The 12,760-nt window shown below is 55.8% G+C and carries 11 protein-coding genes; all 11 read right to left on the reverse strand.

Features of this window, described 5'->3' with window-relative positions; translation table 11 throughout:
* Positions 1-107 precede the first annotated feature (107 nt).
* On the reverse strand, positions 108-1,340 hold the full coding sequence (locus tag M2108_RS20645) for a pyridoxal-phosphate-dependent aminotransferase family protein (RefSeq protein WP_277471370.1): 1,233 nt from the start codon (positions 1,338-1,340) through the stop codon (positions 108-110).
* 21 nt (positions 1,341-1,361) lie between these two features.
* Positions 1,362-2,648, reverse strand: coding sequence for a Zn-dependent hydrolase (locus tag M2108_RS20650; RefSeq protein WP_277471371.1), 1,287 nt, complete (start codon positions 2,646-2,648; stop codon positions 1,362-1,364).
* A complete protein-coding gene (allB, locus tag M2108_RS20655; RefSeq protein ID WP_277471372.1) occupies positions 2,648-4,039 on the reverse strand; it encodes an allantoinase AllB in 1,392 nt (463 codons plus the stop codon). Before allB ends, M2108_RS20650 begins: the two co-directional genes overlap by 1 nt.
* 36 nt (positions 4,040-4,075) lie before the next feature.
* Positions 4,076-4,456: a hydroxyisourate hydrolase gene (gene uraH, locus M2108_RS20660; RefSeq protein ID WP_277471373.1), complete on the reverse strand. Its 381-nt coding sequence runs from the start codon at positions 4,454-4,456 to the stop codon at positions 4,076-4,078.
* Positions 4,453-4,986 carry a 2-oxo-4-hydroxy-4-carboxy-5-ureidoimidazoline decarboxylase gene (gene uraD / locus M2108_RS20665; RefSeq protein WP_277471374.1) on the reverse strand — a complete coding sequence of 178 codons (534 nt, stop codon included), beginning with the start codon at positions 4,984-4,986 and terminating at the stop codon, positions 4,453-4,455. The genes uraH and uraD overlap by 4 nt, the downstream gene beginning before the upstream one ends.
* 165 nt (positions 4,987-5,151) lie before the next feature.
* A complete protein-coding gene (locus tag M2108_RS20670; RefSeq protein WP_277471375.1) occupies positions 5,152-6,081 on the reverse strand; it encodes an ABC transporter permease in 930 nt (309 codons plus the stop codon).
* A 29-nt stretch (positions 6,082-6,110) separates the two neighbouring features.
* Entirely contained in the window at positions 6,111-7,229 is a 1,119-nt protein-coding gene (locus M2108_RS20675; protein WP_277471376.1) for an ABC transporter permease, read from the reverse strand.
* The gene (locus tag M2108_RS20680; RefSeq protein ID WP_277471377.1) at positions 7,226-8,758 is read right to left on the reverse strand and encodes an ABC transporter ATP-binding protein; all 1,533 of its coding nucleotides are present in this window, start codon (positions 8,756-8,758) and stop codon (positions 7,226-7,228) included. Before M2108_RS20680 ends, M2108_RS20675 begins: the two co-directional genes overlap by 4 nt.
* A gap of 107 nt (positions 8,759-8,865) precedes the next feature.
* Positions 8,866-10,038 carry a BMP family ABC transporter substrate-binding protein gene (locus M2108_RS20685; RefSeq protein WP_277471378.1) on the reverse strand — a complete coding sequence of 391 codons (1,173 nt, stop codon included), beginning with the start codon at positions 10,036-10,038 and terminating at the stop codon, positions 8,866-8,868.
* A 217-nt stretch (positions 10,039-10,255) separates the two neighbouring features.
* The gene (locus M2108_RS20690) at positions 10,256-10,876 is read right to left on the reverse strand and encodes an NTP transferase domain-containing protein (RefSeq protein ID WP_277471379.1); all 621 of its coding nucleotides are present in this window, start codon (positions 10,874-10,876) and stop codon (positions 10,256-10,258) included.
* A 114-nt stretch (positions 10,877-10,990) separates the two neighbouring features.
* Complete coding sequence (locus tag M2108_RS20695) at positions 10,991-12,565, reverse strand: PucR family transcriptional regulator (RefSeq protein WP_277471380.1); 1,575 nt, start codon at positions 12,563-12,565, stop codon at positions 10,991-10,993.
* Positions 12,566-12,760 lie beyond the last annotated feature (195 nt).

The raw sequence follows: 12,760 nt of genomic DNA on the forward strand, positions 1-12,760 counted from the left end.
GCTCTGCCGCCCCTCGCGGGGCGCAAGCCGTTTCCTGGGTAAAGCCGGGACAGCGGGCCGTCCGCAAGCTTCTCTAAACACCATTTCTCCAGTTGCCGTTCAGACGATTATCTACCTTTTTGTTCATATACGTCAAGTGCCGCCTGGACACTCAGGCCGGGAGATAGAGCATGGCCATGCCGCAAAAGGGTTGCTTCAAGCGCCCCGAGCACGCGCAGCACATTATTTTCACGGCAGCTGAAGCCCATCGTACCGATACGCCATATTTTCCCTTTGAGCGGACCGAACGAGCTGGCGATCTCAATGCCGAAGTGATCAAGCAGCATCGTACGCACCGACTCTCCGTCTACCCCCTCCGGAATCAGCACGCAGGCCACCACCGTCAGCTTGCAATCCGGATCGCCGTATAGTGTAAGCCCCATTGCAGCAAGTCCGGCAACCAGCGCCTGTTCATGCAGAGCATGCCTCGCATGCCGCGCCTCAAGACCTTCCTCAAGCACCAGCCGCAGTCCTTCACGGAGCGCATAGAGCATCGACGTCATCTCCGTATGGTGGTTCAGCCGCTGGGGACTCCAGTAATCCTGAAGCATTCCCAGATCAAAATAATTACTGCGTACGGGCGGCAGTACTCCTGCCTCAAACTTGTCTGTTCTAAGCCCGCGTTCGACCTGCTTGCGCTTCAGCAGCTTGGCTTCCGCCCGTTCATTATACGTAACCGGAGCCATTCCCGAGGGAATCGACAGGCATTTCTGCGTCCCGCCGATAACGGCATCGAGCATCCATTCATCCGTCTCAACAGGAACACCGCCGATGGTTGCCACAGCATCCACAATCAGCAGTACATCCTGCTCCCGGCAGGCCCGCCCGATCTCGGCCAGCGGCTGCATCCGTCCTGTAGACGTTTCACCGTGGACAATGGCCACTACATCCGGCTTGAAGCTGCGGATCGCAGAGATCACTTCCTCCGGAGCAAACACGCTGCCCCATTCTTTCTCTATCGTATACACCTCAGCTCCGCAGCGTTCCGCAATCTCATGCAGCAGATGGCCGAACCGGCCAAAGATCGGAATAAGCACCCGGTCGCCCGGCGCAATCAGACTGACCATCACAGCTTCAATGCCGGAACGGGAAGTACCGTCAACCGGAAAAGCCCATTTATTGCCCGTCTTAAACAGTCCGCGCAGCATTTCCATCGTTTCATTCATAATATCCGTAAACTCGGGATCAAACTGGCCCAGCACCGGAAAAGACATTGCCCGCAGCACCCGCGGATCAACCTCTACCGGCCCTGGAGTCATAATACACCGCAAGGACGGCGCCAAATCTTCGTACCGCTTCATGCAAACCTCTCCCTCTGATGTTCAGCTTTCTTTATAGGCAAGCTCATATAATACGGCAGTAAGCAGATTCAGCCCGGCAGCCAGCTCATCCGGTGAAGTATACTCCTCCGGAGCGTGGCTGATGCCCGCCCGGCTCGGCACAAAGATCATGGCCGTGGGGCAAATGGAAGCAAAGAGCTGGGCATCATGGCCTGCTCCGCTTACCATACTGCGGAAACTTCTTCCCTGCTGACCTGCTATATGTTCAAGTTGTTGATTTAATCCCGTATCCATGGGTGCAGGAGATGTAGCCAGTGTAGCCGTAACCTGCAGGGTAAGCCCCCGCTTCCCGGCAATCCCTTCGAACGCAGCCAGCAGCGTGGAACAAAAATGCTCCAGCGCATCAGCTTCACTATGCCTTATATCGAGTGTAAACTCCACCTCGCCGGGAATTACATTGGGTGTGCCCGGCGCTGCTTCCAGCTTCCCGCAGGTGGCTACCAGCGGATCACCTGCAGCCGCCGCCGCCTGTTCCATTGCCAGAAGCATCTCCGCAGCGCCTGCAAGCGCATCGCGGCGCAGTCCCATCGGGGTAGTGCCGGCATGGTTCGTGCTGCCGGCAACTTTTACACTATACCGCCGCTGTCCGACGATCGCCTCAACGATCCCGATCTCCAAGCCTGCCTGCTCCAGCACAATTCCCTGCTCGATATGCAGTTCAATAAATGTGCCGATATCCTCTCTGAGAGGAGCTCCCCCTGCCGCATAGTCAGTCACAGCTGCAGACCCGCAGTCTTCCGGCCTGCGCCCTAATCCGCAGCCCGCCATAGCTGAAGCGATCGTCACTCCTGCAGAGTCAGCACATCGCTGCGCTTCACTTCCGTCATACAGCCCGGTAACATTACCCGAGCCCCAATAGGCGAGCGGAAAGCGGCTGCCCTCCTCCTCACAAAAGGCAACGGCCTCCACTGTCCGCAGCGGCTGGCCGAAGTTCTGCCTCAAGTAGTGGAGCGCAGTAACAGCAGCAGCAATCCCGTAGGCACCGTCATATTTTCCGCCGTTCAGCACGGTATCGATATGCGAGCCCGTTAAGATAACTTTTGCAGCCGGCTGCGAGCCTGTAAACCTTCCATAGACATTCCCCACGCCGTCCGTCCTGACCTCCATGCCAAGCGCCGCCATTCTCTCCTGCAGAAAACGCTGCGCCTGCAGCCATTCCGGGGTGTAGAGCAGCCGGGATACGCCCGGCCCCGGAGCGCTGAAGGTGGCAAGCTCCTCCAGCAGCTCCGTCATCTGATGGGCTGGAGCCCCAAGTATTGGCACGTTCATCAGAAAAACCGCCCTTCGTTGACCCGCAGCCATACACCGCCGTCTTCAATCAGCAGCCCGTCTTCTGCTGTGTACACTACAGCTCCACGGCTAAGGGTTGCCTTCACTTTACAGGACAAGGTCATGCCGGCGTAAGGGCTGTGTTTATGGCAGTACAGGAGTTCATCCGCCTTCAGGGTGTAAGAATGGTCCGGGTCCAGCAGGACCAGATCGGCATCCAGCCCCGGCTTGATCGAGCCCTTGCGGTGATCCAGCCCGAACCGCCGGGCCGGCTGCTCGGCCAGCAGTGCCGCAATCTGTGTAACCGGCAGGCCCCGCAGGTTCACCCCTTCATGGAACATCAGCTCCAGGCTGCTCTGCGCCCCGGAGATTCCGCCCCAGGCTTCGAAGAAGCTCAGGCCGGGATCAAGCTTCAGCTCCGGCGGACACGGGGAGTGATCGGAGGCGATCAGCTCAATCCGTCCGTCTGCCAGCACCTGCCACAGCTTCTCCTGCTCCTCCGGGCTGCGCAGCGGGGGTGCGCATTTGGCCAGTGCCCCCAGCTCCTCCAAACTGTTCTCATTCAGAACCAGGTAATGCGGGCACGTCTCTGCCGATACATCAAGCCCGCGGAGCTTTGCTTCATGAATCATATCAATAGCCGCCGCCGTGCTTATATGCACAAAGTGCAGCCGGCAGCCTGTGCGCTCACTGTACAGCAGCGCTCTCGCCACCGCCTCAAGCTCGGCCTCTGCCGGACGGGCAGCGGCGAAATCCCGCGCGCCGGTCCGGCCGCTCCGTACAGCATCAGCAGACAGCGCTGCCGTGATGGCCTCGCTCTCCGCATGCAGCGCCAGGATGCCGCCGAAGGCGGCAATCCGCTGCATCCCCTGATACAGGGTATCATCATCGACCTCGCGGAACCGGCCTTCCCCTTCACCGCCGGGATTGGAGATGAATGCCTTGAAGCCGGTAACTCCGGCTGCAGCCAGCCCCTCCAGATCCTCCAGATTGCCGGGGACCAGTCCGCCCCACAGGACATAATCGACGGCAGAATTCCCTGCTGCCGCTTCAGCCTTGCGCTGCAGCGCAGCCAGATTTACCGTGGGCGGATTGCCGTTAAGCGGCATATCCGCATAGCAGGTGCAGCCCCCGGCGGCCAGCGCCGCCGAGCCGCTGCGGAAGCCTTCCCAGTGTCCAAAGGAAGGTTCATTAAAGTGGACATGCATATCGATCATGCCGGGCAGCACATACAGTCCCTGCGCATCAATGACCCGGGTGTCCGGAAGAACCGGCAGATCCCGGCCAAGTGCAGCTATTTTCCCGTCCTTTACTGCAACATCCAGCTTGACTACTTCTCCGGGCAGCACTACATCCCCGTTCCTGATGATAAGCTCATATGATTCTTTCATGGTCCGGCCACCTCCGCCATCGGTCTATTTATTGTGTCAGCTCCCCCGGTACGTACTGTACCCTCCAGGTGCTACTAGCAGCGGAACATGATAATGCTCTGCAGTGTTCGTGATATTAAATCTGAGCGGAATCTGTTCGAGAAAAAGCACCCCGGAGTCCGCTCCCGCTTCTCCTGCGCCGGCTGCCTGTGCAGTGCCGCGGAAATAATCCCCGGCCATAAACAGCAGTTCATAGCTGCCGGGGGTAAGCCCCGCGCCGGTCAGCAGCGGAGCATCCAGCCGCCCGTCGCTGTTCGTCACCGCTTCGCGCAGCAGCTCTCCCGCACCGCCGTCAAGCTTCCAGAGCTGGAGCGCCATCCCGGCTGCGGGACCGCCCCTTGCCAGGTCCAGCACATGGGTGGTCAGCCGCCCGCTCATGGTGCGGACCCTTCAGACTGCGGCAGCAGATCATGCAGCCGGAAGCCGGTAATCCGGCCGATTTCATACAGGGCCTGCTCCCGCTCCTGTTCCAGCGGATGATGCACCCGCTTCGAAATGGCTGCAATAATGTCATCTTTGTTTTTGCCGCGGACCGCCAGAATAAACGGAAAGCCGAACTTCTCTGTGTATGCCGCATTTAATCCTGTAAGCAGTTCGAATTCTTCCGGTGTCAGCCGGTCAAGGCCAGCCCCCTGCTGCTCCGCCGCCGAGTACGGGGTAACCTGCAGCCTGGTGGCGAGATCCGGGTGGGATCTCAGCAGCTCTGTAACCTGACTGTCAGGCGCGCTTCGCGCTGTCTGCAGCATTGCATGGTGCAGCTCATCGACAGAATGAAACGGAATCTGCTGATAAGTCCCCTCTGCCACCCAAGGTGAATGTTCAAAAATCCCGCCTAGCGCCGCTACAAACTGTTCCCGGCTCATGCCGTTAATTTGCTCCAATGTTAAGGTATCTGTCTCTGCACTCATAATTCCGCCCCGCTTTCTATAGTCTTATTAACTGTGCAATGATATTTCTCACATCACTTCAAGGGTAAAAAAAGTCCATTTACTGTATTCAACCGCTCAGAAGTTCGAACTACAATAAATGGATTTTTAGTGATTATACCAGATAATCAGGCATAGCTTCTTTGGTTAGAACCGCTGTTCGCGGATGTAAGGTGTCCCCAGTGACTCCGGAGTGCCCGAAGGCTTGTTGCGGTTACGGTAACCGAGATACATCAGTACCAGGATGGTTACGACATAAGGAATCATTTTAAGGAAGTAGGACGGAATCCCGCTGCCAAGCAGCTGGATGCGAAATCCGAGTGAGTCCAGCGCACCGAAGAAGTAGGCGCAGAAAAGCGCACGCAGCGGATTCCATCTGGCAAAGATGACGAGTCCGACGGCAATCCAGCCGCGGCCGGCCGTCAAGCCTTCATTCCAGGTCGGCGCATAGGCCAGCACCATGTCTGCCCCGGCAAGCCCAATCAGTGCAGCACCGGCAGTAACATAGCTGTAGCGGATCAGCTGCACCCGGATGCCCATTACATCCGCTGTCGCCGGATTATCCCCGACGGCCCGCAGATGCAGCCCCCAGGAGGTATGATGAATCAGCAGATGCAGCACCAGCACCAGCAGCAGGCTGAACCAGGTCAAATAATCCAGCCGTCCAAAAATATCCCCGATCACCGGGATTCCCTGAAGCCAGGTCAGATTAAGCTTGGGTGAAGTCCCCGGCAGGGGCAGGCCGCTGATGGACTTGCCGAGATAGGCGCTGAGTCCGCTGCCGAACAGCGTCATCGCCAGCCCCGACATTGTCTGGTTTGCCCTCAGCGTCACGCATAGGAACGAATGCACCATGCCAAGCACCGCTGTCACGGCAATAGCTGCGAGTAAGGCCAGCAGCAGATTGCCGCTGCGGATGTAGACGATGCAGGTGGTCACCGCCCCCATCAGCATCAGCCCTTCCGCACCCAGCTGGATGATGCCCGCCCGCTCATTCAGGATACCGCCAAGCGTAGCCAGTAGCAGCGGGGTTCCCGCGGAAATGGCTGCTATCAATAACTGTGTAGTGAAATCCATAGTCTAACTCCCTTCTCTCCAAGCGCCATCTATGCGCTCCGGCGTATGCGGAAACGGTGAATCATATCGCCGGCAATCAGGAAGAACAGGATCGAGCCCTGCAGCATTTCTGAAATAGACGAAGGCAATCCGATGGTTTGCACGCTGTAGCCGCCGACAATCAGACCGCCGAACAGGACGGAAGTAACAATCAGGCCGAGCGGATTCAGCTTGGCAAGCCAGGCGACGATGATTGCGGTGTAGCCGTAGCCGGGCGAGATGCCCTGCATCAGCTTGTGGGTTACCCCGGAGACCTCAGCCATGCCGGCAATGCCCGCCAGCCCTCCGCTGATCAGCATCACGATGATAATATGCTTCTTGATATGAATACCTGCATAACGTGCAGCAGTCGGATTGGCTCCGATCAGCCGCAACTCATATCCCCAGCGGGTAAATTTGACCATCAGGAAGTAGATAAATACAGCGACCAGTCCAAAGATCAGACCGATATGCAATCTTGTCGTTCCCAGAACCGGCAGCGACTGTGCTGCCGTAAACATCGGCGATCCCGGGAAATTGAAGCCCGCAGGATCTTTCCACGGACCAAACACCACATAGTCGAGTGCCAGAAGCGCTACATAATTCAGCATCAGCGAGGTAATCAGCTCATTAACTCCGAAGTGCGTGCGCGGGACGGCTGTCATCAGGCCCCAGAGCGCACCCGCAGCCGTACCGAAAATCAGCATCAGCGTAATGGCCCAGAAGGACGGCAGGTCAGGAAAATAAATCGTTACCGCCGTTGCAGCCATCGCGCCGACGGTAAGCTGCCCCTCTGCTCCGATATTCCATACGGAAATCCGGTAGGCTACAGCGATACCGAGGCCGCACAGCAGCAGCGGAATTGCTTTTACCATCGTCTCCGTGAAGCCGTAGGAGGTGCCAAAGGCACCGCGGAACATTTTCTCATAGACTGTCACCGGGTTCATCCCGTTTGCAGCGATAAAAACCGCACACAGCAGCAGCGCCAGAATTACGGATAGAACCGGAGACCACCACGGGGAACGGGTACGGCTTGAATCATATTCCAGCCGCAGCCCGAAACGTTTGCCGGACTTGGCCGGAAGCGGCTCCAGAACCGCCGCCGTATTGCCTGTATTTTTTGGACTCATACCGCACTGCCCTCCCTGTGCCGGATTCCGGCCATCATCAGACCAATCTGTTCCCTGTCGGCATGCTCATGATCGCTTTCGCCGATAATTGCGCCGTTGTATATAACCAGAATCCGGTCTGACAACTGCAGAAGCTCATCGAGATCCTCTGAAATCAGCAGCACGCCGCTGCCGGAGCTCCGCAGCTCCATCAGCAGCTCATGTACACCCGCAGTAGCTCCCACATCAAGTCCTTGTGTAGGGTGAACGGCAACCATCAGCTTTGGCTTATGGCTGACCTCACGGGCGAACAGCAGTTTCTGCTGATTCCCGCCGGATAACTGCTGCACCGGAGTATCCAGTTCGGGCGTCTTGACGTCAAAACGCTGCACCAGCTCCTGTGACCACAGACGGTTCTTCGCCGCCTTCAGAATACCAAATTTGGAGTGTTCCTCCGTCCGGTAGGATTTGAAGAGCAGATTATCAACTGACCCCAGCCGTCCGGCCAGACCGCTCTTCATACGATTCTCCGGCACATGGGAAATCCCCGCATCAATGGCGCCGCGGACCGATGCTGTTTTTACCCGGCTGCCGTCAAAAATAATCTCTCCGTTCCTCCAGGTTCTAAGACCCGTAAGGACCTCTGCGAGTTCCTTTTGCCCGTTGCCCGCTACCCCTGCAACGCCAACAATTTCGCCCTCGCGCACAGTGAGCGACAAGCCGTCAAGCGCCTTGCGGCCGTGATCGGCCGAGACCTCCAGACGGTTGACCACAAGCAGCGGATCCCCCTGAGTGGCTTCCCGTTCCTGGCGGCTGATCGTCACTTCCCTGCCTACCATCAGGCGGGCCAGCTCCAGTTCATCTGTCTGTGCCGTAGCCAGCGTGGCAATCATTTTGCCTTTGCGCATGACGGAGATCCGGTCAGAGGAAGCCATAACTTCCTTCATCTTGTGAGTAGTCATAATAACCGTCTTGCCCGCCTGCTTCATTACCCGCAGCGTTTCAAACAGCTGCTCCGCTTCCCCCGGTGTAAGCACGGAAGTCGGCTCATCCAGAATGATGATATCCGCCCCCCTGTAGAGCGTCTTGACGATCTCCACACGCTGCTGTTCACCGACGGACAGCTGCCAGATTGGCCGGTTAACCGGAAACTTCAGCCCGAACTGTTCTCCCAGCGCTTCAATCTCCTCGTGCTTCTGCCTGATCCACTTGCTTCCCCGCCAGAAAGACGACTTTTCGCCAAGCACGATATTTTCCGCTGCCGTGAGCGTCTGCACAAGTCTGAAATTCTGAAACACCATCCCGACCCCCAAAAGCGCCGCATCCTTAGGGGAGCGGATTCTGGCAGGCTTGCCGTGAATCAGAATTTCGCCTTCATCCGCCCGGTATACACCTGACAGCATGCTCATGACTGTGCTCTTACCTGCTCCGTTCTCACCAAGCAGCGCGTGAACCTCACCCGCGTTTGCCGAAAAATCGACTTGATCGCTTGCCGTTACAGAACCGAATCTCTTCACAATCCCGCGCATCTCAACCGAATGGTCCTGCATAATGGGATGCTCCTTCCTTATAGTTGTAGTACGGGTGGGGAAGGTTCCATTCATCCGGAACCCGCCCCACCCATAGGAACATGAAGTATGAAATTAAAGTTAAGCCGTTATTGCGGGATTGTGCCCTCTACGCCTTTGACAAGCCAGTTCATCCCCAGAACTTCTTCAAGCGTAAGCTTCTGGCCTTCCTGAACCTTGACGTTGCCCTGGTTATCAGAGATCGGGCCGGTGAATACATCCAGTTCGCCGCTGATGATCTTGGCCTTTGCATCCTCCACCAGTGCCTTCACATCATCAGGAACCTTGTTGCCGAACGGTGCCAGCTCAACCATGCCGTCCGCCATATCCCCGGAATACTGCTCGCTCTTCCACGTTCCGTCCATTACCGACTGGACTGCCTTCACGTAATAAGGGCCCCAGTTCCAGACCGGGTTGGTCAGGTAGTTATCCGGCGCATACTTGCTCATATCCGAGTCGTTACCGCCTGCATAAGCTCCGCGTTCAGCAGCTGCCTGGAGGGTAGCCGGGGAATCCTGATAGGCCAGCAGGACATCGGCGCCTTTATCCAGCAGACTGATTGCCGCCTGGCGTTCTGTTGCCGGGTCATACCATGTGTTAGTCCATACTACATCAACCTTGATATCGGGGTTGACGCTCTGTGCACCGAGTGTAAAAGCATTCAGATTATAAATAACTTCGCTGATCGGAAAAGCTCCTACATAACCGAGATGATTTTTGGTAGTCATTTTTCCGGCAGCGATACCTGTGAGATAACTTGCCTGATAGTTCTTGCCGAAATACGTGCCCATATTCTCAGCTGTCTTGTAGCCGGAAGCATGGAGGAATTTCACGTTGGGGAATTTGCCCGCTACATTAAGGGTGAAGTCCATGTATCCGAAGCTTGTGGTGAATACGATGTCGTGGGATTGTGCCAGTTCAGTAATAATGCGCTCTGCATCGGCACTTTCCGGAACATTTTCAACGAAGTCCGCTTTGATGCCGAGCTCTTTTTCCATGTACAAACGGCCCTGGTCATGCTGATACGTGTAACCGCCGTCGCCCGGAGGCCCGATGTAGACAAAAGCAACTGTCGGCTTCTCTGCCGCCGGCTCTGTTGTTGCCGGTGCCTCTGTTGCAGTCCCTGCATTCGCCGCAGCCGGTGCCTCCGTTGCAGCCGCGTTAGTTGAAGCATTGTTGTTGCCTCCGCAGCCTGCCAGCACTACTGCAAGCAGGAACATTAGCATTAAGCTTACCGTAAATCCCTGACCCCTTTTTTTCATAATTCTCCTCCTCCAGGATATCTCTCTTAATGGCTGAAACCATTAATGTATCTCTACTATACTGAGACAGAGCGTTCACGTAAATTTACATAACATACGTTTGTGCTATATAATAAGAACTTTACAGGTTTTTGTGCTTAATGCACTAAACTGAAGCGAATTATACTTAAAATATGTGATATTTACTTACATTTAACGGGCAATCCGTCTTTTGGTGTCAGCTTTCTCCGCGAATACTCCAAGCTTTATGTGCATCATAAACACCAAACCGCGGATCAGCATCTGAAAAGGAACCTGCAGAATCAGTCTGCAGAACAGCTCCCTTGTACTCGGAGGACCGGAAAAGCCCCGCAGTTCCTTCTCCCCCCTCTAATCCCTGCAATACCGAGAACATTTCTCTGGAAAACAGAGCCGGCGGCAGCGGCAGCCCCTCATGGGTCCCGGCCACATAATCAAGCTCCGGATTTCGCATATACATGTCCTTCAGCCGGTTTACAAGCGAGGCTGTAACAGAAGTCTGACCGGCAAGCGCCACCACTACAGCATCAGGCTGCAGCGGCAGAATAGCATTCAGTCCGCAGCGCAGGGAAAACGACAGTCCCAGATGAGCGGTCAGGCAGGTTTCAGTCCGCCTTGAGCTCTGCTCAGCGGCAGGCGGCAGCCATACCAGATTGTCATCTGCCCGCACAACCACGACCAGCGGATCAAGGGTGCAGCGTTCAAGCTCACTGACCACTACGCTTTCCGGCGTAAGCTCTGGAGGCAGCTTGGGCGATGCCTTGGGTACTCCCGCCCGTCTGCCATGCCCTGCCGCCAGGTAAATACCGGCTACTCTCATTGTTACCGCTCCTTTCGGCGGCGCCCGGCGCCTGCCTTATTTTGGATTCAGCTTGGTTGTACAGCATTTCCAAGAGGCCGCTTATCATTGCGTCCGGCAAAAACGTCTGCAGCATTATTCACGTTCCAGCATTTTACGAAAAACAAACACCAGCTTAAGCCTCATCAGATCATTGATTTTTTTAAAATCGACATCCAGCAGCTCACTGAGCTTTTCAATCCGGTAAGTGGCCGTATTGCGGTGGATGAACAGCTTTTTGGCTGTTTCGTTGACATGACCGTCATTCTCCAGATAAACCTCCAGCGTATGGAGCATCTCCTTGACGTACTCCGGCTCCCGGCTGAGCAGTCCGCGAAGATTGCCGGTGATGTATTTCTTCATTGACTCTTCCGGAATCTGGCCGAGCAGAAGATTCAGCTCAAGCTGCCGGTAATGCACTACATTCCCGAATGCCCCCCAGTGCTGGGACATGGCCATACATTCCCTGACCTCGGCAAAAGCTTCTTTCAGTCCCTCCGGCTTCACTTTGACCGCGCTGGCAGCAGCCCGCGGATAATATCCTGTATCAAGCTTCAGGTTATCAAAGCACTCATAAATCAGCTCACGGAACTGCCCGGCACTCAGCCCGTTTGCCGGAAACAGCGATACCAATCCCTCATCCATCAGAACATGAATGGCATTTAATTCCCGCAGGGCAGGATGCTCAGCATATTCTTCCTTCAGCCGGAGCAGCTCCCGCTGCCGTTCTTCCCCGCCTGCTGCCGTTTCTGTCAGCAGCACTTGAAAAGGTGAATGCAGCAGCTTCACCCCCAGCCTCAGTGCAGCCTGGGACAGCTCACTGCAGGACAGCCCGCCGCTCAGGCAGCGGCGCAGCAGCCCGCTGAACTCCCTGTGCTCAGCCAGCTCGAAATAATCCTCATAACCCGAATGTATATGAAATGAAATCAGTTCAGCCCCCTGGATAAACAGGCTCTCTTCCACAGGCAGCAGAAGCGGGTCAATATGACAATATAAAAGATAGCCTGAGCACTTCTCCCCCTGCATCAACGGAAACCGCAGACCGGTTCTGTCCCCGATCCGGAAGCGCTGGCTGCGGTTCTGCCAAGGCCAGCCTTCCAGCAGCTGACGGCTTGCATATTCCGAGTTGTTGTAGACTACGTCCCCCCTGCTGCTTACAACCGCAAGCTTATAACCGATCACCTCAGAGACGGATTCAAACAGCGGACCGCTGCGTCCCGAACGCAGCGCGAAGCGCATCAGCTTGCGCTGCTTCTCCATAATCTCCTGGAGCATGCTGGTGCTGCGCGACAGCTCGGCGCGGAACAGCCCGTTCATCTGATCGGAGAACGTAAACTGGAACGGTAGCTCAATCAGCGGAAAGTTCAGCGTCTCCGCCTCGGCAATCAGCTCCTCAGGCACGGTATCCCAGAAACGGCCCAGCTTGATGCCTAGCGCCGACGAGCCCCTCCGGTTCAGCGTCTGCAGCAGCGCAGAGGCATCCTCCAGGCTGTCTTTGATCAGATAGGCGGTCGTTAAGAGCATTTCGCCCTCTTTTATCCAGTCCGAGATGTCCGGTGCATCCATAACATTGATTGACTTCACAATTCTGTGCTTGCCCCTGGCTCCTGCAATAAGCTTGGCTTCGGATAAAGGATAAATGGACAACGCTTCTTCGACGGTAAGATGCATGCCACCCCTCCTTAAGTAAATACGTTTATTTAACCATCGTTCTTTATGTTACTTTATGTAACATTATAGATAAAATAACCCCTATTGGAAAGAGAAAAGTGAAAATATCATCATCGAATGTTAAGTATAGTAACGTATTTCACATAATTTTAAAGATTTGGTGCGGGTCGGGGAGATTTAGGCGACTGGCGGAGA

Origin of the sequence: Paenibacillus sp. PastM-3 (assembly GCF_029893965.1) — a bacterium.
Taxonomy (GTDB): Bacteria; Bacillota; Bacilli; order Paenibacillales; family Paenibacillaceae; genus Paenibacillus_AQ.

Coding starts and splice junctions, on each gene's coding strand:
- M2108_RS20645 (WP_277471370.1), bottom strand. CDS start 1,340: ATGAAGCGGTACGAAGATTTGGCGCCGTCCTTGCGGTGTATTATGACT.
- M2108_RS20650 (WP_277471371.1), bottom strand. CDS start 2,648: ATGAACGTGCCAATACTTGGGGCTCCAGCCCATCAGATGACGGAGCTG.
- allB (WP_277471372.1), bottom strand. CDS start 4,039: ATGAAAGAATCATATGAGCTTATCATCAGGAACGGGGATGTAGTGCTG.
- uraH (WP_277471373.1), bottom strand. CDS start 4,456: ATGAGCGGGCGGCTGACCACCCATGTGCTGGACCTGGCAAGGGGCGGT.
- uraD (WP_277471374.1), bottom strand. CDS start 4,986: ATGAGTGCAGAGACAGATACCTTAACATTGGAGCAAATTAACGGCATG.
- M2108_RS20670 (WP_277471375.1), bottom strand. CDS start 6,081: ATGGATTTCACTACACAGTTATTGATAGCAGCCATTTCCGCGGGAACC.
- M2108_RS20675 (WP_277471376.1), bottom strand. CDS start 7,229: ATGAGTCCAAAAAATACAGGCAATACGGCGGCGGTTCTGGAGCCGCTT.
- M2108_RS20680 (WP_277471377.1), bottom strand. CDS start 8,758: ATGCAGGACCATTCGGTTGAGATGCGCGGGATTGTGAAGAGATTCGGT.
- M2108_RS20685 (WP_277471378.1), bottom strand. CDS start 10,038: ATGAAAAAAAGGGGTCAGGGATTTACGGTAAGCTTAATGCTAATGTTC.
- M2108_RS20690 (WP_277471379.1), bottom strand. CDS start 10,876: ATGAGAGTAGCCGGTATTTACCTGGCGGCAGGGCATGGCAGACGGGCG.
- M2108_RS20695 (WP_277471380.1), bottom strand. CDS start 12,565: ATGCATCTTACCGTCGAAGAAGCGTTGTCCATTTATCCTTTATCCGAA.